Below are 21,138 nucleotides of genomic sequence, written 5' to 3'. Positions count from 1 at the left end.
AGAATGTCCAAGAAAGCGTTCCCCATCAACCGCGTCAAGATCGAGCCGCCGAAACCCGTGCGGGTAGCGCCCAGCGCGCCTATCGCGCTGCCAGAACGCGAGCCGCGCAACATCTGGGTGATGATCGGGGTGCCCGCGCTGATCGTCGCGCTCATCGGCACCATCGTCATGCTCTACGTCTCGGGCGTGCGCAGCCTGACCACCGGCTTTTTCCCCCTGATGGGGATCGGCGCCTTCAGCATGCTGGCGTTCTCCGGCCGCTTCGGTCGTGCCCGCAAGATCACCTGGGGCGAAATGGAAAAGGGTCGTCGTCGCTATCTTCGTGACCTCGACGGCAACCGTGACGAGATCCAGACCGCGGTGTGTGCGCAACGCGAATGGCAGAACTCCGTGCACTCCGACCCGCGCGGGCTCGGCGCCATCATCGGCGGCCCCCGGATGTGGGAACGCGGGCGCGGCGACGCCGACTTCCTGGAGGTGCGGCTCGGCACGGGCGTGCAGCACGCGCCGGACTCGGTGCTGTCGGTGACCTGGCCCGACATCGCCTCCGATGAGGAGCTCGAACCCGTCACCGGGCAGGCACTTCGCGATTTCATCCTGGAGCAGCGCAAGATTCGCGACATCGCCAAGGTGGTCAACCTGCGCTCGGCGCCCGGATTCAGCTTCGTCGGCGAGGATCTCGACCGGCTGCGGTCGCTGATGCGCTCGGTGCTGTGCTCCCTGGCGGTGTTCCACAACCCGCGCGACGTCAAGTTGTTGGTGGTAACCCGCAACCCCGAGGTGTGGTCGTGGATCGTCTGGCTGCCGCACAACCTGCACGACGAACTGTTCGACGCGTGCGGGTTTCGGCGCCTGATCTTCGCCACGCCCGAGGAACTCGAAGAGACGCTGGGTGCTGAGCTGCACATGAAGGGCAAGCGCGGCGCCTGGACGCCGCTGGCCGCGGCCAGCCCCACCGCGATGGGCTCGGCCCTGGAAACCGGCAGCGACACGGTCGATCTCGGCCCGCACCTGGTGATCATCGACGACAACACCGGCAGCCCCGATGCGTGGGAGAGCGTCGTCGGCCAGGTCGGCAAAGCGGGAATCACGTTGCTGCGCATCGCCTCACGCATCGGGACCGGCGTCGGCTTCGCCAATGACCAGGTTTTCGACCTCAGCGAACGGCACAGCGCACCCAACGGATCGGTCAACGGCGAAGTAGCCCTGCGCCGCAACGGCTCCGACGCCGACGGCGAAGACGACCGCCCGGCGCCGCTGCTGCGGGTGCGCAACAAGTTCTTCGCCCACGCCGACCAACTGTCCGTGCACCGCGCCTACCGGTACGCGCGGGCGATGGCCCGCTGGTCGCCGACCAGCCGCAGCGAGATCGCCGACTCTGTCAGCGGCGCAACCGAACTCCTGCGGGCCCTGGGCATCAGCGACCCCCGCGATCTTGACGTCGACCGGCTGTGGGCCGAGCGGCGGGGACGCGGCGACGAGCGTTGGTGCGAGGTGCCCGTCGGCGCCAAACCCAACGGCGAGCTGCAGAACATCACCATCCGCGCCAAAGACTTCGGCGGCTTCGGGTTCCACTCCGTGGTCATCGGTACCAGTGGCTCGGGGAAGTCGGAGTTCTTCTTGTCGTTGGTCTACGGCATCGCACTGACCCATTCCCCGGAGACGTTCAATGTCATCTTCGTCGACATGAAGTTCGAATCGGCGGCCCAGGACATTCTGGGCATTCCCCATGTGGTGGCCGCGCTGTCGAACCTCGGCAAGGACGAACGGCATTTGGCCGAGCGAATGCGCAGGGTCATCGATGGCGAGATCAAGCAACGCTACGAGCTGTTCACGTCGGTGGGCGCCCGCGACGCCAACGACTACGAAGAGATCCGGCTTGCCGGGCGCGATCTGCCCCCCGTGCCGGTCCTGCTCGTCATCGTCGACGAATATCTGGAGCTGTTCGCCAATCACGAAAAGTGGATCAATCTCATCATCCACATCGGCCAGGAGGGCCGCGGCGCCAACGTTTTCTTCATGCTGGGTGGGCAGCGGCTGGACCTGTCGTCGCTGCAAAAGGTCAAGTCCAACATCGCGTTCCGCATCGCACTGCGCGCCGAGTCCGGTGACGACAGCCGCGAGGTGATCGGCTCGGACGCCGCCTACCACCTGCCATCGAAGGAAAACGGCTTCGGTCTGCTCAAGGTCGGGCCGCGTGATCTCGAACCGTTCCGCTGCTTCTATCTCTCCGCCCCGTTCGTGGTGCCGAAGGCCAAGGAGGTCGCCACCACCGTCGACATGACGCTGACCAAGCCGCGGTTGTACAACTGGCAGTTCCAGCCGCTGGACGCCTCCGATGCCACCGCGCTGGAGGCCGCCGCGGCCGTCGACGCCGAACCCGACGAATTCCTCTACTACGACGACGGTTTCAAACGGAAGAAGATCGTCGACGTGCTGCGGGAGTCGCTGCACGAGGTGCCGCACCGCTCACCGCGCCGGCCGTGGCTGGAGCCGCTCGAGGAGCCCGAGTCCATCGACGCCCTGGTCGCGGGATACCGCGGCAAGCCCTGGCACGTCGACTACGGGCGCAACGCGGGGCTGATGTTCCCGGTCGGCGTCATGGACATCCCCGAAGAGTCGAAGCAGATTGTCCATGCGGTGGACGCGTTGCGCAGCAACGTGATCGTGGTAGGCGCCAAGCAGCGCGGCAAAACCACCACGCTGATGACGCTGATGTGCTCGGCCGCAACCATGTACAGCCCGTCGCGGGTGACGTTCTTCTGCATCGGCGGCGCGACCCTCGCCCAGGCCGCCTCGCTGCCCCACGTCACCGACATCGTCTCGCCGAAGGACGCCGAGGGCATCGAGCGCATTTTGAGCAGCATGGACGCGTTGATCGACGCCCGCGAGGACTCGTTTCGACGCCTCAAGATCGACCTCGACGGCTTCCGGGAACGCCGCTTCGCGCCGGGCAGTGACGGATTGGGCGGCACCGACGCCAACGATCCGTTCGGAGATGTCTTCGTGGTGGTCGATGACTACGACGACCTGTACTCGAAAGACACTGTGCTGGGCGACCGCATCATCTCGCTGAGCAGCCGCGGCCCCGAATACGGCGTGCACGTGATGTGCAGCGCCGGTGGGTGGATTCACGGCCAGCGGCAGAGCCTGCTGCAAAACGCCACGGCGCGAATCCAATTGCGGTTGGCCGACCCCAGCGAGAGTCAGATGGGGCACTCCTCGCTGGAGTCACGCGACGCGGCGCGGCGGACGCTGAACCGGCCCGGCTTCGGCCTGACCGACAGCCTGCACGAACTGCGGGTCGGTGTTCCGGCCCTGACCGATCCGAACACCGGCGTGGTGGTGAGCATCGTCGACGTCGGGGCCCGCATCGCGGAGGTCGCCGGAGTCACCAAGCACGCCACCCTGCAGCGTCTGCCTCAGCGGGTGGCGCTGAAGGCGATCTTGGAGTACGAGGCCGGACACCCCAGCGGCGAGGACCTCTCGCTCGCCTTCGCCATCGGTGAACGTCACGAGCTGGGGCCGGTGCCCATCAAGCTGCGCGAGAGCCCCGGATTGATGATTTTGGGACGGCAAGGGTGCGGAAAAACCATGTCGCTGGTCGCCATTGGCGAGGCGATCATGAACCGATTCAGCCCCGAGGAAGCGCAGCTGACGCTGATCGACCCCAAGACCGCACCGCACGGTCTGCGCGACCTGCACGGGCCCGGCTACGTGAGCGCCTACGCCTACGACCAGGACGAGATCGACGAGGTGATCACCGCACTCGCGCAGCAGGTCCTGCTGCCCCGGCTGCCTCCGAAAGGCCTGAGCCAGGAGGAGTTACGCGCACTGAAACCGTGGGAGGGCCCGCGGCACTTTGTCCTGATCGACGACATTCAGGACTTGCGTCCGGACCAGAGTTACCCGCCCAAACCTCCGGTGGGCGCCGCGCTGTGGAAGCTGATGGAGCGTGCGCGGCAGATCGGATTACACGTCTTCACCACGCGCAACAGCGCGAACTGGGCGACGCTGCAGATGGATCCGTGGATGCGCTTCCAGAACTCGGCGAAGGTGGCGCAGCTCTATATGGACAACGACCCGCAGAACCGGATCAACCGCAACGTCCGGGCCCAGACACTGCCGCCGGGGCGCGGCCTGCTGGTCAGCGTCGACGGAGACGTCGAAGGCGTACTGGTCGGACTGCCCTCATCTGTCATACCGCCCCAGCAGTAACCAGTTGCGGCTCAGGCGTTCTCGCCGATGGCGCGACGGTGCGGCGGGGGAGCGGACTCGGCCACCAGAACCACCGCCCCAACAGCGCCACGATCGACGGCACGATGAACGCTCGCACCACCAGCGTGTCCAGTAACAATCCGACCGCGATCGTCGTACCGATCTGGGCGATGCTGAGCACGCTGCTACTCAGCAGCGCCAGCATGGTCAGCCCGAAGATGACGCCGGCAATCGTGACCACCCCTCCGGTACCGCCGAACGCCCGGATGATGCCGGTCTTCAGGCCCGCCGCCGCTTCCTGTTTGATGCGCAACGCCAGCAGCAGGTTGTAATCCGCGCCGACGGCGATCAGCGCGATGAAGGCGATCGGCGCGACGGCCCAGTGCAGGTCATGATGAAGCAGGTGCTGCCAGATCAGCACGCTGGCACCGATGGCCGAAGCGTATGAGGTGACGACGGTCCCGACGACGACCAGTCCCGCGACAGGGCTGCGCAACATCGCGGTGACGATGAGGAAGATGAGGACCAGCGCGGCACCGACCAACAGCTCGGTGTCGCCGGCCACGAAGTGCTGTAGGTCGGCGGTCACCGGGCCCACTCCAGCCAGGTCGACCTCGGTCGGGGTGAGGGTGCCCTCCTTGGTGGCCTCGTCGATGGCGGCGCGCACCTGCCCCGCCCGTTTGGCACCGTCGGCGCCCCACTCCGACCCGTCGCCGTACACCAGCAGGTAAGCCGCACGCCCGTTTTCGGAGATCAGGTGGCCCAGCGCCGTGGTGTAGCGCGGGTCGGTCAAGGCCCGCTGCGGCATGTAGAAGTCCCCTGCCGCGCTGCCCTGGAACTGCGTCGCGATCTCGTTTATGTAATCGGTCAACTGGCGCAGTTGCGGACCGAGCGTATCGGACAGACTCAGCAAGTCGCGGGTGGCCGAACGGGCTTGCCCCAGGGCGTCTTTCATCGACGCCACGCTCTGCGGCAGGGTGGCCATCGCGGCGGCCGCCGTGCTCGACCCGCTGGTGAGTTTCGCCGCGCCCGAGCCCAGCCGGGTAGACGTCTGCACCAGGCTATCGACGGGCTGGAGGACACGGTCCACCGTTGAGCAAATTGGATTGGTGGCGCAGTCGGGAGTGCGCTCGACGAAGTCCCGCAGCGGGTCAAGGTAACCCGATACCGTCGTGACATTGCTCTGCAGTCCGTCCATCCCGGCCCGCATGTCTTGCGCGGCGCCGGACATGTCGGCCAATCCGGCGCTGCCACCGCGCAATCCGTTGCCCAACCCGTCGACCGCGGCTTGGGTCCGCGCCAGCGCGGTGTCCAGCTCGGAAACCCGCTTGAGCCGCTGGGTCAGCGAATCCATGGTGTCACCGAACTGACGGCCGAGCACACCGGCCTGATAGGTCAATGTCGCCTGTTCGGGCACCTTGCCGTCGGGACGGCTGGCGGACTGCACCGCACGCACACCCGGTACGGCCATGACGTGGCTGGTGATCCGTTCGATGGCGATCAGCCCGGCCGGGTTGCGCAGGTCGTGGTCGGCCTGGACGGCGATGACGTCGGGCAGCAGCGCGTTGGCCGCGAAATGCCGGTCGGCGCTGGCATAGCCACGGTTGGAGTCGGTGGCCGACGGCGTGGCCGCGGGTTCGTTGAAGCCGACTCGCATGCTCACCAACGGCAGCGCGACCAGCAGGGTCAACGCCAGCGCAGTGACCAGGATCGGGCCGGGCCAGCGGGCGACGGCCGTTCCGACCCGGCGCCAGCGCCGCGCGGTTTTCGACGGCCGCGGCTCGAGATACCCGCGCCGTATCGCCAGGCTCATCAGCGCGGGCGTCAGCGTCAGTGCCGCGACCATTGTCGCCAGAATGCCGATGGCGCAGGGCAATCCCGCGCTGCGGAAAGAGCCCACCTTCGCGAAGACCAGGCACGCCAGCGCCACCGACACGGTGAGCGCCGATCCGATCACCACGGGCGCGATGGACCGGTAGGCCTGCGTCAGCGCCTGGGCCGGAGCCACGCCGCGGCGCCGGCCTTCGTGGTAGCGGCCGACCAAAAAGATCGCATAGTCGGTTCCGGCTCCCAGCGTCATGGCCGCCATGAGCGCCACGGAAAACAGCGACACCTCAACCACATTGGATTGACCCAGCGCCGCGACGACGGCGCGGGCCAGCGCCAGGGCAAGTCCGACCGAGATCAGCGGGATCGCCGCCGCGACGGGTGATCGATAGACCACCAGCAGCAACAGCAGGATGAGGCCGATGGTGGCGGCGGTGATCCCGAGCATCTGCCGATCGATCGCGGAGAATTCGTCGACGATCGTGGCTCCGGGGCCCGTGACATGGACTGCCAGACCGGTAGGTGGTGACAGCTTATGGACGGTCCCGCGCACGGCGTTGACCGAATCGCGCGCCTGCGCGGTGCCGAGCATGCCGGCCAGCCGGATCATCACGCTGACGGCCTTGCCGTCCGAACTCTGCGCGCCGGCGGCCGTGGCCGGCTGCGACCACAGGTCTGTCACCGCATACACGTGGCGCTGATCCGAGCCCAACGCCGTCGTCAGCGCGTCGTAGAACTGGCGATCCTGCGGCGTCAGCCGCTGATCGCGTTCCAGCACAACGTAAACGAAGTTGTTGCTGGGCGTCTGGTTGAACAGCTGGGCGGCCCGGGCGGCGGCCGTCGCGCTCGGCGCGCTGGACGGCATGAAGGACCGGGCATGGGAGTCCACCACCCGCTCAAGTTGTGGCACCGCCACATTGGCGATTCCCGCCGCCAGCACCCAGAGGCCGACGATAAGGACCGCGTACCGGCTGGTCAATCGCGCAAGGCTGCCCATTCGGTCATGCAACGGTCTGCCGATCACCGTTGGGCCCGCCGAACAAGCCGACGGCCACGTGCTCACCGCGCGTAAGCGAGCGCACGCGCAGCGAGCGACGAGTGCCGATCTTCACCAAGGCGTGCAGCCCGGGATGGGCGGCCTCGAGATCGGCACGCACCTGTTCGGCAGGCGCGCCCTCGTAGGCGGCCTGATCCAGCTTGGCCACCAGCATCGTGATCCAGCGTTGGCCGAGCGAGAGCATCAAGCCCTCCTGGTCGCCGAACAGCTCGGACACCTCGGATGAGTTGTCGATCAACGCAAGTGCCGCCTCGGGGTCCGTCTCGGCGGCGCGTATCACCTCGGCCATGAAGGCCATGCGGTCGTGCAGCAGTGTCCATGTCATGACTGAAACGCTAGGAAAGCAGCGGCCCGCGGCGCGTCGTGCCGAAGTGCAGTCTTTGTCTCCTACCACGGGCGGAGGCGGGTGCCGCCCGCAGGAGGATGTGACGGGGCAGCCGGCTCTTCTAGGATTGGACGATGTTGCATGCCGCAGCGGATCACTTGCGGGAACTGCTGCGCCGGCGAAGCGAGCTGATTCCCGTCGGTATCACCTGGGCGGCGCTGATCTCCGTCGATGTCGCCCTGGTGCTCGGCGGGGTGATCGGGACGCTGCAGCGGCCCGTCTCGGATCTGCCGGTGGCGCTGACCGCGTTCGCCCTGGCGCTGTCCCCCTCGTTCGCGTTCTTGATCTTCAACACGAAGATGACCCCGGGGCCGCTGTGGGCCACCTGGACGGCGTCCACCGCGCTGACGCTGTTTGGCACGTCCACGCCCATCCACGCCGATTTCGCCCCGGCGTTGCTGGTCCTGATGGTCTTGGTCGTCGCGACGTTGGCGTCGGTGCTGGGCGGGATCCTGGCGAGCCTCTCGGCGGCGGCGCTGTTGCTCACCGCATCCGCCCTGCATCGCCTCGACACGGTGGTGCTGTATCTGGGTTTCATAGCGGTGGGATGGCTGCTCGGTTACCTGATGCGAACCCAGCGGCTGCTGCTGGCGGAACAGATTGAGGCACAAGACATGTTGGCCGAGCACGCCGCCGCCGACGAACGCCGCCGCATCGCGCGCGAAGTGCACGATGTCATCGCCCACTCGCTGAGCATCACCCTGTTGCACGTGACGGGTGCGCGCCGCGCGCTGCAGCAGGATCGCGACGTCGATGACGCGGTCGAGGCCCTGGAGCAGGCCGAGCGGCTCGGCCGCCAGGCCATGGCCGACATCCGTCGTACCGTCGGGCTGCTCGACAACTGGCCGAGCAAGACCGCGCAGACCGCTCCAGAGCCCGGCATCGACGACATCGCGGTGCTGGTCGAAGGTTTTCAGCGGGCCGGTCTGACCGTCGCGCTGTGCGTCGAAGGGCCCACCGATCACGTGTCGGCCGCGGTCGGCCTCGCGCTGTACCGCATCACCCAGGAGTCGCTGGCCAATATCGCCAAGCACGCCCCAGAGTCGAAAGCCGGTGTGGTGTTGGATATTTCGGCGGTGTCGGCGAGGCTGGCCATCACCAATCTGCTTCCCGCGGCGGTGGCGGCCTCGCCGTCGGCCGAGGGACGCGGCTTGCGTGGTATGCGCCAGCGGGTGGAGCTGCTCGGCGGCGCGATCGACGTCGGCCCCACCCGCGACGGCTGGTCGGTGTGCGCGGAAATACCGCTGCACGAAGGCGATGTCGCCTGGCGCCCGTGGTGGTGCAAGGGATGATCCCAGACAATTCAGCGACGCCCGAGATCACCGTGCTGCTCGTTGACGACCAGGACCTGGTGCGGTCGGGCCTGCGCCGGATCCTGCGCCGCAAGGACGGTTTCGTCGTCGTCGCGGAATGTGCCGACGGTGACGAGGTGCCGGCCGCGGTGGCCGAGCACCGGCCCGACGTCGTCGTGATGGATCTGCGGATGCGCCGCGTCGACGGGATCGAGGCGACGCGCAGGCTGGGTGGCAGGCCGCCGGTGCTGGCCCTGACGACCTTCAACGAGGACGAGCTGCTGTCGGGAGCACTGCGTGCCGGCGTGGCCGGCTTCGTGCTCAAGGACTCTTCGGCCGAGGAGTTGATCCGCGCGGTGCGGGCGGTCGCCAGGGGTGACAGCTATCTCGATCCCGCGGTCACCTCGCGCGTGCTCACCACGTACCGCAAGGCCGCACCCGGTCCCCGCGGCATCGCCATCGGCGAACTGACCACCCGCGAGCTCGACGTCCTGACATTGATCGGCCAAGGGTTGTCGAATACGGAGATCGCCGACAAACTGTGCATCTCCGGCGTCACCGTCAAGAGCCATGTCGGCCGCATCTTCGGGAAGCTCGATCTGCGCGACCGGGCCGCCGCGATCGTCTACGCCTACGACAACGGCATCGTCGTGCCGCGCTGAAGACCTAGTAAGGCGCCGACTGTTCCGCCAGGTTCAACAGCACGTAGGCCATGCACATCAGGAAGTTCAGCACCACCACGATCAGACCCGCGAACATCAACGAACGGGCGCCGCGCTTCTTGAGTCGCTTGTAGCGCGCGGCGCGAGATTCGCGGTCGAGCTGCATCGCGATCAACGCGAAGTTCACGTTGAGCAGTTCGTGCGCGGCCAGCGGCGCGCCCGCCAACATTTCTCGCAGCCGCTCCGGTGCCGTTCGAACGCCCACCCGTTCGAAACTCTGGCACAGACGTCGCGTCCGCCGCCGGCGGAGCGTGTGATACGGCAGCCGAAGGTGCCGCGCAAGTTGCCCTCGATTGCCCCCCCAGGGGTAAGACGGGGTCATCACAAGCGGGATTCTAAATCGCTGGACGCCACTTTCGCGCCGTGAACGCGAATTATGTTGCGAGATATCACTTCGGCGTTCCGACGCTCATTTGCTGGGAGGCGGTAGCGCCCGGCGCAGAATCAAAGCGCTACTAGTGGTGTCGACGCGCGAGATACGGGGTTTCCACGATGTTTGCGGCCGGTAGAGCAGGGTGAGGGTGACCCGTTGAGCAGATCGGGCGGTCGGGTTTGTCGGTGGTGGCTGCGATGATGGCGCCATGTCTCCGACCGCGATTGCAGCCAGCGTCGAAGTGCGCCCCAAGGATCGTCTCGAGGTGCTGTTCGAGGAGATGGCAGAGTTGACCGGTCAGCGCAACGCGATCGACGGGCGCATGGTCGAGATCGTCGCCGAGATCGATCGCGACGGGCTCTGCGGGATCACGGGCGCACGCTCGGTTGCGGCGTTGGTGGCCTGGAAGCTCGGGGCGTCCTCGACGAACGCGCACACGATCGCTACCGTCGCGCGCCGGTTCGAGGAGTTTCCCCGCTGCACGCAGGGCATGCGGGAGGGCCGGTTGTCGCTGGATCAGGTCGGGGTCATCGCGGCGCGCGCCGGCGAGGGCTCCGATGAGCACTATGCGGCGCTGGCCCAGGTCGCCACGGTCAACCAGCTGCGTACCGCGGTCAAGTTGGAACCGCGGCCCGAGCCCGATCCTGGGCCGCAACCAGAGCGATCGATCACCAAAGCCGCCAACGAGGAGTTCACCTGTTGGCGGATCAAACTTCCACACCTGGATGCGGCGAAATTCGACGCGGCGCTGGCGTCTCATCGGGATGCGCTGATCGCTCAGTGGAAGCGCGAGCACGGCGAGGGCGTCGGCGATCAGGCGCCGCCGCTGCCAGGCACCGCCGACGCGTTCATGCGCCTGGTCGAGACGGGTTGGGACGTCGAGGCGGCGCGGCGTCCCCATGGGCAACACACCACCGTGGTGGTGCATGTCGACGTGGAAAAGCCCGCCGCGGCGCTGCATCTGGGCCCGCTGCTGTCCGACGCCGAACGGCGCTACCTGACCTGTGATGCCACCTGTGAAGCCTGGTTTCACCGCGACGGCGAAGTCATCGGCGCCGGCCGTGCGACGCGGGTGATCAGCCGGCGGCTGCGCCGCGCGCTGGAGCATCGCGACCGGATGTGCGCGGTGCCCGGCTGTGGGGCCACCCGTGGTCTGCACGCACACCACATCCGGCACTGGGAAGACGGCGGCCCCACCGAACTGGCCAACCTGGTGCTGCTATGCCCTCATCATCACCGGTTGCACCACCGGGGCGTCATCACCATTACCGGACCCGCAGACGCACTCGTCGTGACCGACAGCGAAGGGAACGCACTGCACCCGGGATCGCTCGCGCGCCCACCAACCCAACCCCCACCCGCCGTCCCTCCCTGCCGTGGGCCGCTCGGCGAACGCGCCGACTGGTGGTGGTACACACCGTTCCAACCCCAACCACCACCACCCAACAATTGAGGCGGGTTAGCGGGGTCACTACCGGCAGTGGATCGACGAGTGTCAAACAGATTGCTACATCAAGACTTTCGTTGATGCGACCGGGGGCCGATCACCCGACCCATACCGCCTGCGACCCAAGACCCGTCAACACCCGCCGCCGGTCATGCGCTCTGATTCGGGCAGTTCGAGGTAGCGCTCCAGGTTGCGATGCATGTTGATCACGCGGCGTTCCTCGCTGGACAACACCAGATGCGTGAAGCCGGGTTGATGCATGCCGCGTTGCAAGCCGGGAAGCACCGCGATGTCCTGGGTGAGCACCAGGCCCGGTTCGGCCTCCCCGGCGGTCGTCCGCATATCCGTCGGCTTGTTGTGCGGCGCACCGGGCGGTAGCCGGGTCATCAAGAACATGATCAGCTCGCCCTTGTCGGGGGAGGGGTCGGCGGCGGGCCGCGAGCACATCACGGTCAGGTGATCGGCGTTGGCCAGCAGCGTCATGTTGGGAAAGACGTTGTACTGGTGCAGCCGGGTCATGCGGTCGGTATCGGCCCAGGCGAGGTCGACGCCGCGCTCGGCCGCGAATGCTCTAGTGCGCGCGGTGATAAGGTCCTGAACGGTCTGGCCGGACTCGCGCGCCGGGATGGGCGTGCCGTCGGCAGCCCCCATCAGCGCGCCCTGCGTCTCAACGTAGGAGTTCCAGACCTCTTCGTCGGACAGGGCGCCGTCAAAGCGTGGGCTCTGCACACCATAGGGCTGGTCCGATTTCCCGGTGTGGCCCCAGATCTGTTGCGGCGCATGAATATCGTCGACGCAACGCAGCAGTTCGGGATGCAGGGTCTGGATGTGGTAGGTCTCGCTGTAGCCGTCGGCGATGGTCTTCCAGTTGGCGTCGACCTCGATGGTGAGCGTGGCGTAGCAGCGGAAATCCTCCAGGTGGCACCACGCTATGTCGTCGGGCACCGCCTCGAGGTATTCGGTCAACGAGACCGCGCCAGGATCGAGGTTGACGAAGACGAGCCCGGCCCAGGTCTCGACCCGCGCCGGTATCAGGGGAAAATCGGACATCCGCAGCGAGCCGAAGCCCTTGCGGTTGGGCACCCGTTTGAGCGCACCGGCCAGGTCCCAGGTCCAACCGTGATAGCCGCATTTGACTTCGCGCAGGCCGGAACCGGATCCGGTGCACAGCGAATTGCCGCGATGCCGGCAGACGTTCTGGAAGGCGCGGAGCGTCCCGTCGTCGTCACGGACGATCAGCACCCCATATGGGCCGCAACGGTATTCGAAGTAGTCGCCGGGTGTCGCCACGTGGTCGACCATGCAGGCCAGTTGCCACACCCTCGGCCACATCCGCTGCGCCTCTAGCGCGGCGAAGGCGGGGGAGTAGTAGCGCTCGGCGGGCACCAGCGTCGGGCTTTCCGGCGGGGTGCCGATGGCATCCTCATCGCGGGCGCGCGCCGGATTGCCGGCCACCGTTGCCATGAGCTCTTAGCGCGCCCCGCGGACCAGGCGCCCGGGGCGGGCCCCGGTGTCGACGTCCTTGCGGCGGGTGACGGTCCCGCTGACGATGGTCGCCGCATAACCGCTGGCGCCCTGCAATATTCGGTTCCCACCGGCCGGCAGGTCGAAGGCCATCGCCGCCGGGTGCAGGGTCAGCGCGTCCATGTCGATGACGTTGATGTCGGCCTTCTTGCCCGGCTCGATGGTGCCGCGGTCGGTGAGGCCGAACAGGTGGGCGGTGTCGCGAGCTTGCTTGCGGATCACGTATTCCAGCGACAGCTTCTCGCCCCGGTGCCGGTCCCGTGCCCAGTGCGTGAGCAGGAAGGTGGGGTAGGACGCGTCACAGATCATGCCGCAGTGGGCGCCGCCGTCGGAGAGGCCGAGCACGCCCGCCGGGTGCAGCAGCATCTCCCGGATCGCGTCGCAATTGCCGTCGGCGTAGTTGAACAGCGGCAGCATCAGCATGGAAGTTGCATCCGACTCCAACATGAGGTCGTACAGCGTGGACAGCGGATCGTCGCCGCGCGCCTTGGCGATGGCGGCGACGGTGCGGTCCGGGGTGGGCTCGTAGTCCGGCGGGTCGCCGAGCGCGTACAGCCTGCCCAGCGAGTGCTGCACCAAGGCGAACATCCCGTCGAACAACAATGTGGGATCGGCGGGCAGGTCATCCTCCGGGAGGATCGCCGCCTTCACCGCGGGGTCGGCCAACCGCTGCGCGAGCTCGTCGCGGCTGCACTCGGCCTTCAGCCGGCGGTAAGTGGGCCGATGGCTGAAACCGTGATGGCCTTGGAAGCCGATCATCATGCCGAACGGCCGCGCCGCGATCTGGGGGTAGAGGCGGGCGCCCGCGGCGTGCGCGTCCGCGGACAGGTCGAGCATCTCGCGCCACAGTTTCGGATCGGCGTCTACCTGGATCAGGGCGAAGGACACGGGACGGTCGATCTCGCCGCTCAGTCGCCGCATCCAGTCCAGTTCTTTCTTGGGCCCGATGATGTCCTCACCCGCCGCGCCCTGCGGTGCCAGCTCGAACACCGCCTGACCGCCCGCCGCCATGGCGCGGCCGAGACCGAACAGCTCTTCCTCGGCGGCGAACGTGCCTGGGACCGGTTCGCCGTCCATCGCGCGATGGCCCATCGTGCGCGAGGTGGAGAATCCGAGCGCGCCGGCCTCGATCGCCTCACGAACCAGCCGTCCCATCGCCTCGATGTCCTCGGGGGTGGCCGGCTCGTTGCGCGCGCCGCGCTCGCCCATCGCGTAGGCCCGGACCGCGCCGTGGGCGATCTGGCTGCCCACGTCGACGGCGAACTTCTGCTTGCCGACCGCGTCGAGGTACTCGGGGTAGCTTTCCCAGCCCCAGGTGATGCCCTCGGTCAGCGCGGTGCCGGGAATGTCCTCGACGCCCTCCATCAGCTCGATCAGCCACTGTTCACTGCCGGGCCGCACGGGCGCGAAGCCGACGCCGCAGTTGCCGGTCACGATCGTGGTCACACCATGGCCGCTGGACGGCTCGAGCAGGCTGTCCCAGCTGACCTGGCCGTCGTAGTGGGTGTGGATGTCGACGAAGCCGGGGGCCACCACATGCCCTGTCGCGTCGATGGTTTCGGCCGCTTCCCCGCTCATCGCGGGGCCGTTGGCCGAGCGTCGCACGACGTCGACGATCTTGCCGTCCTTGATGCCGACATCGGCGGCATAGCGCTCCGCGCCCGTGCCGTCGACGACCGTGCCACCGATGATCTTCAGGTCGAACATGAGACTCCTCTTCGCCGCCGGGGGCTGCCTCGGGAGGGCTGAGCGGCTAGCCGCGCAGCATTTCGCTACGGTAGGTAGCGTAACTCTTGGCGGGACGAAGGCAATAGCCTCAGCCGAATTGGGTCTGTTCTACAGAGAACCCTTCAGCGCGGCGACGGTTTCCAGATCATCGAGCGCCGCGACGCCACGGCGCAGGCCCTCCATCGCGATGTTCTCGACCTGCATCCCGCCCATCCCGGCGGTGATCAGCGCGGCGACGTATGCATACAACGCGCCTTGGCGGAATCGCAGCCACAGGTCGTCGCGGTCCAACTCGGGTCCGCCGGCGGCCATCAGCGCCCGACGGTAGTCGTCGAGGAGGTCGCGCTGGTTGGCCTGACGGTCCTCCGGCGTCAGGCTGGTGATCAGCGTGTAGGCCAGTTCGCGCGACGGGTGTCCCCGGCGCACCGCCTGCCAGTCCAGCAGCCCGGCCTTCCCGCCCTGGAAGTACATGTTGCCCGGATGGGCGTCGCCGTGCATGACGGTGTGCGGGGGAGTGTCGATGAGCGTGGCGACGGCGCGGTAGTTGTCGGCGATAAAGCGGCCAGTGTCGACGGGGACGTCGACCAGGGAAGTGCGCTCGGCGAGCCGCTTGATCGAAAGGTGCATCAGCGAACCGGTCAGCAACGACGTGACGTCGCCGGACGGCGTATACAGCCAGCCCATCGGACCGCGCCCGTCGCGCGGGAGCCGGCCCCAGAAGGTGGCATGCAGTTCGGCCAGCAGCTCGATGATCAGGCTCGCCTGATCGGCCGACAACGGATGCAAGGTGTCGGGGAACTCGCACGACTCGGCCGGAAGGTCCTCCAGGACCAGCAGGTAGCGGCCCGTCCGGGCGTCGAATGCCGCGCCGTAGCAATAGGGCACACCGATGACTTGAGGCGCGAGCTCACGGTAGAACCGCACCTCGGTGTGTCCGAGGCGACCGAGTTCGCCCATCAGCCGAGTCGCGGCGCTTTGCGCCGCGACCTTGACGAACACCGAGTCGGGGACGTTCTTTCCGGTCAACACCAGCCGGCCCCGCGAGGACGTGCCCGCGTCCCGGCTGAGAACGCGGATCGACCGGACGGTGGTACCCATGACCCGGGACAGGACTGTGGGATCGATCGCGTCGACCGTCCGCGGCAGACCGAATCTGCCGCCGATCGCTGCGTCGGTGGCCACCCGGCCCGCGCCTCGGCCCAGGTGGGCGGCCAGACCGAGAATCGAGAAAGCTTGCGCAAGAGGAGTCTTCATGTCCATCCACCCTGATTTGCGAGCCGTCCGCCCATGCCGGTGATGTTACGGGATGCGTTGTGCCGCTTGGCTGTCTGACGCGAGCTGACCGCGCCACGGGCGGTTTGTGCGATGAATCCTCTTGCTGCCCAATGGCTAGCCAGGAAAGCGTGATTGCAGCAATGATCAGGCGCTACAGCCGGGCCGCGTCAGGCCGGTCCACGTCAACGTGACACGAGTTCCCTGCGGAGTGCGGTCGATGCTGACCTCGTCGGCGAGCGCCTCCATCAGCGGGATGCCACGGCCGCGCATCTGCTGCTGGTACTGGACCGGCTTTTTCTGTCGCCACCGGCCGCGGTCGTCGACGGACACCGCCAAGGTGTCCGAGCCGCCGTCGTAGGCCGCCCGCACGTCGACGGTCCCGCGCTCCGCGGCGTCGACGTACGCGAACTCCGCCGCATTGGCGATCGCCTCGTTCACCGCAAGCAGGAGATCACTGAAGCGGTCGTCGTCAAGGGAGAAATATCGTCCGAGCCACACCCCGAACTCGGCGCGGATCCGGGCCGCGCTGCGCGCGTCGGCGCCCACTCGCGTCCGCACGAAGCGGGATTGGTCATCGATGTTCGACACGTTCTGCGGTTGATCAGAGCGGCCCATCGTCCCCAGTTGCGTGCCCACTTCGCCGAGGCTCACTCACCAGCGATGCCGCTCAGCGCACCGTCGAGGCTGCTGTAGAGCGAGAGCACGCTGTCGATTCCCATCAGCTTGATCGGCCGGCTGGTGGCCGAGCCGTTGGCGACCACCGCGAATTTCGTCGGCGGCTCGATCTCCGCCTGCGTGGTCACCAGGACGGTCATCCCGGCCGAGGCCAAAAAGCCGACCTTGGAGAGGTCAACGATCAGTGCCGCGGGCTTGGTGGCCATCGCGGTCTGGATGGCGTCGGCCAGCAGCGGCGAGCTGAGCATGTCGACCTCGCCGGAGACGGTGAGTACAACCGCCTGGTCTACCTGATGTTTGCCGACTTCAAAAGCGGTTGGATCGACAAGATCGCCGGATTGTTCGCCCATGGTCTATCACTCACATTCGGTTCCGTGCGGGACACCGCTAGCTCTAACAGCCATTGCCATATCCGGGGGCTGTGTATTCAACCCTCGGGGAACACGGTTGCCTACGGAGGAGACGCACTCCGTCGATCTGCGCTACTGAATGCAGATACAGCTACAAGTGTTTAGTCAATGGTAGGACACGCGGCGTACCACGCTCAAAACGCTGAACGATTTCGGGCGCCGCGCCGTCGTCCGGATGTGCCTAATGGGCGGCGCAGAAGTTGCACGGGGCAGCGGCCCGTGCGTGAATTGCTACCACCGGCTTCGTCCTGCGCTTGTGCGGCGTGGCCTGCGCAAACGGGAAGGGCGGTGGGCCGTGGAATCCCGTGATCGCGACGGCGGGCAACACGATGACGGGTCGCCCGCCGAGCCGCCGGAGACCCCGGCCACGCCGTCGCAATTCGGCGCGCTGAACCGGCGTCGCGCGCTACTGGGCATGGGCGCGGTAGCCGGGTTCGCCGCGGTCGACGTCGGTGGGTTCGCGTATGCCGGTGGCTGGCTGCGTCCCGGCGCGCTGACTCCGCCCGGGATCACGGATCGCTTTGAGCGCGTCTACGGCCGCCATGACGGCTTCCGGCGAAACCACGCCAAAGGCCTGAGCGCCACCGGGACGTTCGTCAGCAACGGAGCAGCCGCGGCGATATGCCGGGCCGCGGTCTTCCGGCGCGGGAGCGTTCCCCTGATCGGGCGGTTCTCGCTGTCCGGTGGGCTGCCCGACCAGGCCGACAAGTTCGACACCGTCCGGGGGCTGGCATTGTTGTTCGACGGCCCCGACGGACGGCAGTGGCGCACCGCGATGATCAACATCCCGGTCTTTCCGGACAGCACGCCGCAGGGGTTCTACGACCGGTTGCTCGCGTCCAAGCCGCTGCCAGGCACGGGCAAGCCCGACCCGCAGCAGATGGCCGCGTTCCTGCAGCGCCACCCCGAGACCGCCGCGGCCATGCGCGTCATCAAGCAGACACCGCCGAGCATGGGATTTGCCGACAGCACCTTTTACGGGCTGAACGCCTTCCGGTTCACCAACGGCGCCGGCGCGACGGTACCGGTGCGCTGGTCCGCGATTCCCCAGCAAGGCGTCGACGTGACGGCGTCGCCACCGGCCCGGGACTACCTGTTCGACGCCCTGATCCGCACTCTGGCGTACACGCCGCTGAACTGGCGCCTCGTCCTCACCGTGGGCGAGCCGGGCGACCCGACTCATGACGCCACCCAACCCTGGCCTACTGCGCGGCGCACCATCGACGCCGGCACCATCACCATCGCCGCGGTCCACACGGAAGACGCCGGCAACGCGCGCGACGTCAACTTCGACCCGCTGGTGCTGCCCGACGGCATCGCCGCCTCCGATGACCCACTGCTGGCCGCGCGATCGGCCGTGTATGCCCGTTCGTTCACCCGCCGCGCCGGCGAACCCAAAGCGGTCAGCGCGGTCGACGTCGAAGCGGTCCTCCAATGACGCGCGCGACCGCCGGGGCGCGCTTCACCGTGCCGTCGCGCGTTCTGCACTGGTTGATGGCGCCGATGGTCATCGCACAACTGCTCATCGGCGTGACCATGATCGCCGCACTGAGCTACTACCCGCTGCTGCTGGCCGTCCATCGGCCCCTCGGCCTGCTGATCCTCGCCTTCGCGCTGGTTCGGCTGGCGAACCGGATCAGGCACCGGCCGCCCGCTTTTCTGGCCACGATGAGCGCAACCGAACGCCGCATCGCGACGTGGTCGGAGTACCTGCTCTACAGCCTGTTGCTGGTCCAGCCCGTGACCGGGTGGGCGATGTTGTCCGCGGCGCGATTCCCGATCACGCTGCTCGGGCCGGTCGCGCTGCCCGGCATTGCGCCGCGCGACGTCGACGTTTTCGCGGTGCTGCGGGAGTGCCACGGCGCTTTCGCGCTGCTGCTCTTCCTGGCGTTTACCGCCCATATCACGGCGGTACTCTTCCACACGCTCGTTCTGCGTGACCGGCTGCTGGACCGCATGGCGCTGTGGCGCTGAAGCTCGGCAGCCAAACTACTGAGACCGAAATCGCAGTCTGACGACCTGTCTGCTCGGGCTCGAAGTGGCCGAATATGATCGGCACGATTCAGACTTGAGCGCGCGGGCACGGGCCGGGCGTGCGGCGGCCGCGAGGGCCATGAGGAAGCGGGAGAGTTCAATGTCGAACCAGCAGCAAGCGGAACGGATGACGTCGGGGAAGGGCTTCATCGCGGCGCTCGACCAGAGCGGCGGTTCGACGCCCAAGGCGCTGCGCCTGTACGGCATCGAGGAAAACGAGTACTCCTCCGAGAAGGAGATGTTCGACCTCATTCACCAGATGCGCTCGCGGATCATCACATCACCGGCGTTCACCGGGGACCGCGTGCTGGCGGCCATCCTGTTCGAGCAGACCATGGACCGTGAGATCGCGGGCAAGCCGTCAACCACGTACCTGTGGGAGACCAAGGGCGTGGTGCCCATCCTCAAGATCGACAAAGGTCTGGCGGACTCGTCCGACGACGTTCAGCTGATGAAGCCGATCCCGGGCCTCGACGAGCTGCTGGACCGGGCCGCCGGCCTGGGCGTCTTCGGCACCAAGGAGCGCTCGGTGATCGGCGGCGCCAACGCCAAGGGCATCGCGGCCGTGGTCGCGCAGCAGTTCGAGCTCGGCCACCAGGTGCTCTCGCACGGCCTGGTGCCCATCATCGAACCCGAGGTGACCATCTCGATATCCGACAAAGCCGAGGCCGAAGGCATCCTGCGCGACGAGATCACCAAGCAACTCGACGCGGTGCCCGAGGGCCAGCGCGTGATGCTCAAGCTGAGCCTGCCCACCGAGGTGAACTTCTACCGCCCCCTGATCGAGCACCCGAAGGTGATGCGGGTGGTGGCCCTTTCCGGCGGCTACTCCCGCGAGGAAGCCAACGAGCTGTTGGCGAAGAATACCGGCTTGATCGCCAGCTTCAGCCGCGCCCTGACCGAGGGCCTGACCGTCGACCAGTCCGACGAGCAGTTCAACGCGACGTTGGACAAGGCGATTCAGTCGATCTACGACGCCTCCGTCGCCGGCTGAGCTATCCCGATGGCGGCGACCCGCTGCGCCCGGCTTCGCCGCGCTTGCGATCGCCGCTAATAGCGGTGCCGGGCCATGCGCGGTGGCCCGGTGCCGCCTTCGTCGGAGACCAGAGCGGGCACCATTTCACTGGTCACCAAGCCCTCGTCGCACGTCAATTCGTCGATGACGCCGAAGGATTCGGCGATATTGGCCGGGGTGTCGATCACGATGGTGACGACGGGCACCCGGCGGGTCAGCGAGAGCAGTCCATCGCCGTGGGGCGGGCGTTCGCCGTGGAAGCCCCAGACGCCGCGCAGCACCGTCGCGCCGTCCGTGGTTCTGGCCCGGCGCAGCCGCTGAACGATCCCGCGGTGGATCGGCACACCGCCGTGGTGTGCCGACTCGGAGGTGTAGATCGTCAGCTGCTGGAACAGCGGCAAGCCGCGCTCGTCGACGCCCGGTAGGGCGTGCGGCCGCTCCAGGAACTGGCCGTCACGTTTACACACCCGGACCCGTTCGAGGGTGATCAGGGGCCTGCGTAGCAGTTCGCCGATCTCCGGTAACACGCGACCGATCAGCCCGCCGGATCCGACGGCGACGATCATCATCGGGACGTCGGCGTTGCGGCCAAAGAAGCTGGCGCGCTGGCGCTTTCCGTGCGTGACACCGTCCACCCCGAGCAGCACCGTGGCGCCTGCGAGCCCACGCCGGTGCATCAAATCGCAGAGGGCGATGTATGCCGGTGAGCCGTTGACGCGTTGCTTGCGGCCGACGTAGATCGTCATCTTGACGGCGTCGCCCAGGTCCTCGGCCGGCTGCGGCGCCCCGACGTTGTCGTAGAGCAACCGGGCGCGCTCCAGGGTGACCAGGCCGCGCTGCTTGACGGCGAGCACCGGTTGGAGCAGGGCCTCGATCTTCGTTCTCGTGTCCACCGCGATGATCGCCACCGGCGGGTCCTCGGACAACGTCAACGACTCGTCGGTGCGCAAATGGTGACCGGTGCCGAATCCGCCGATGCCCCGCAGCAGGACGCCGCAAGCGATCCGGTGCTCTGCGTACAGGCCGAGCAGGACATCGGAGACGAAGCTGTCCCCGGTCCGCCTACGCTCGGCCAGATAGGTGGTGAGCTTCAGGCAATCGTCGTCCATCGCCGCTCCCGTCGCCTTGCCGGCAGCCTACCCGTTCGCAGACGTCA

16 protein-coding genes are annotated in these 21,138 nt (G+C 67.3%); 7 read left to right on the top strand and 9 right to left on the bottom strand.

Annotation, left to right across the window (positions count from 1 at the left end; genetic code table 11):
- The first annotated feature begins 3 nt into the window (after window positions 1-3).
- Entirely contained in the window at window positions 4-4,218 is a 4,215-nt protein-coding gene (gene eccCa, locus AC5Y4T_RS08905) for a type VII secretion protein EccCa (protein WP_499952747.1), read from the top strand.
- Here eccCa and AC5Y4T_RS08900 read toward each other — a convergent pair.
- Window positions 4,199-7,054: an MMPL/RND family transporter gene (locus tag AC5Y4T_RS08900; RefSeq protein ID WP_499952746.1), complete on the bottom strand. Its 2,856-nt coding sequence runs from the start codon at window positions 7,052-7,054 to the stop codon at window positions 4,199-4,201. The genes eccCa and AC5Y4T_RS08900 overlap by 20 nt on opposite strands.
- Window positions 7,047-7,427, bottom strand: coding sequence for a hypothetical protein (locus AC5Y4T_RS08895; protein WP_499952745.1), 381 nt, complete (start codon window positions 7,425-7,427; stop codon window positions 7,047-7,049). The genes AC5Y4T_RS08900 and AC5Y4T_RS08895 overlap by 8 nt, the downstream gene beginning before the upstream one ends.
- A gap of 134 nt (window positions 7,428-7,561) precedes the next feature.
- Here AC5Y4T_RS08895 and AC5Y4T_RS08890 point away from each other — a divergent pair, with 134 nt between their 5' ends.
- A complete protein-coding gene (locus tag AC5Y4T_RS08890; protein WP_499917468.1) occupies window positions 7,562-8,779 on the top strand; it encodes a sensor histidine kinase in 1,218 nt (405 codons plus the stop codon).
- Window positions 8,776-9,441: a response regulator transcription factor gene (locus AC5Y4T_RS08885; protein ID WP_499917469.1), complete on the top strand. Its 666-nt coding sequence runs from the start codon at window positions 8,776-8,778 to the stop codon at window positions 9,439-9,441. Before AC5Y4T_RS08890 ends, AC5Y4T_RS08885 begins: the two co-directional genes overlap by 4 nt.
- 4 nt (window positions 9,442-9,445) lie before the next feature.
- On the opposite strand, the gene AC5Y4T_RS08880 is transcribed toward AC5Y4T_RS08885, so the two are convergent.
- The gene (locus AC5Y4T_RS08880; protein ID WP_499917470.1) at window positions 9,446-9,706 is read right to left on the bottom strand and encodes a hypothetical protein; all 261 of its coding nucleotides are present in this window, start codon (window positions 9,704-9,706) and stop codon (window positions 9,446-9,448) included.
- 376 nt (window positions 9,707-10,082) lie between these two features.
- Here AC5Y4T_RS08880 and AC5Y4T_RS08875 point away from each other — a divergent pair, with 376 nt between their 5' ends.
- On the top strand, window positions 10,083-11,327 hold the full coding sequence (locus AC5Y4T_RS08875; protein ID WP_499952744.1) for an HNH endonuclease signature motif containing protein: 1,245 nt from the start codon (window positions 10,083-10,085) through the stop codon (window positions 11,325-11,327).
- A 126-nt stretch (window positions 11,328-11,453) separates the two neighbouring features.
- On the opposite strand, the gene AC5Y4T_RS08870 is transcribed toward AC5Y4T_RS08875, so the two are convergent.
- From AC5Y4T_RS08870 to AC5Y4T_RS08850, 5 genes are all read right to left on the bottom strand, one after another.
- The gene (locus AC5Y4T_RS08870; RefSeq protein WP_499952743.1) at window positions 11,454-12,785 is read right to left on the bottom strand and encodes an aromatic ring-hydroxylating oxygenase subunit alpha; all 1,332 of its coding nucleotides are present in this window, start codon (window positions 12,783-12,785) and stop codon (window positions 11,454-11,456) included.
- Window positions 12,786-12,791: 6 nt separating this feature from the next.
- On the bottom strand, window positions 12,792-14,552 hold the full coding sequence (locus AC5Y4T_RS08865) for an N-acyl-D-amino-acid deacylase family protein (RefSeq protein ID WP_499952742.1): 1,761 nt from the start codon (window positions 14,550-14,552) through the stop codon (window positions 12,792-12,794).
- Between the two features lie 129 nt (window positions 14,553-14,681).
- Window positions 14,682-15,827 carry a phosphotransferase gene (locus AC5Y4T_RS08860; RefSeq protein WP_499952741.1) on the bottom strand — a complete coding sequence of 382 codons (1,146 nt, stop codon included), beginning with the start codon at window positions 15,825-15,827 and terminating at the stop codon, window positions 14,682-14,684.
- Window positions 15,828-15,992: 165 nt separating this feature from the next.
- Window positions 15,993-16,436 (bottom strand): ATP-binding protein, encoded by a 444-nt coding sequence (locus AC5Y4T_RS08855; protein ID WP_499917678.1) that lies wholly within the window; start codon window positions 16,434-16,436, stop codon window positions 15,993-15,995.
- Between the two features lie 59 nt (window positions 16,437-16,495).
- Window positions 16,496-16,873 (bottom strand): STAS domain-containing protein, encoded by a 378-nt coding sequence (locus AC5Y4T_RS08850; RefSeq protein ID WP_499917475.1) that lies wholly within the window; start codon window positions 16,871-16,873, stop codon window positions 16,496-16,498.
- Window positions 16,874-17,228: 355 nt separating this feature from the next.
- Here AC5Y4T_RS08850 and AC5Y4T_RS08845 point away from each other — a divergent pair, with 355 nt between their 5' ends.
- The 3 genes from AC5Y4T_RS08845 (at window position 17,229) to AC5Y4T_RS08835 (ending at window position 19,961) form a co-directional block, all read left to right on the top strand.
- Window positions 17,229-18,371: a catalase family peroxidase gene (locus AC5Y4T_RS08845; protein ID WP_499952740.1), complete on the top strand. Its 1,143-nt coding sequence runs from the start codon at window positions 17,229-17,231 to the stop codon at window positions 18,369-18,371.
- Entirely contained in the window at window positions 18,368-18,907 is a 540-nt protein-coding gene (locus AC5Y4T_RS08840; protein WP_499952739.1) for a cytochrome b, read from the top strand. Before AC5Y4T_RS08845 ends, AC5Y4T_RS08840 begins: the two co-directional genes overlap by 4 nt.
- 160 nt (window positions 18,908-19,067) lie before the next feature.
- Window positions 19,068-19,961, top strand: a complete 894-nt coding sequence (locus AC5Y4T_RS08835; RefSeq protein WP_499947181.1) for a fructose bisphosphate aldolase — start codon at window positions 19,068-19,070, stop codon at window positions 19,959-19,961.
- A 56-nt stretch (window positions 19,962-20,017) separates the two neighbouring features.
- Here AC5Y4T_RS08835 and AC5Y4T_RS08830 read toward each other — a convergent pair whose 3' ends face one another.
- On the bottom strand, window positions 20,018-21,091 hold the full coding sequence (locus tag AC5Y4T_RS08830) for a DUF190 domain-containing protein (RefSeq protein WP_499952738.1): 1,074 nt from the start codon (window positions 21,089-21,091) through the stop codon (window positions 20,018-20,020).
- Window positions 21,092-21,138 lie beyond the last annotated feature (47 nt).

The organism is Mycobacterium sp. NGS11, from assembly GCF_059813315.1.
The sequence above is the reverse complement of the archived record's forward strand: the minus strand, read 5'-3'. Positions and strand labels throughout refer to the sequence as shown.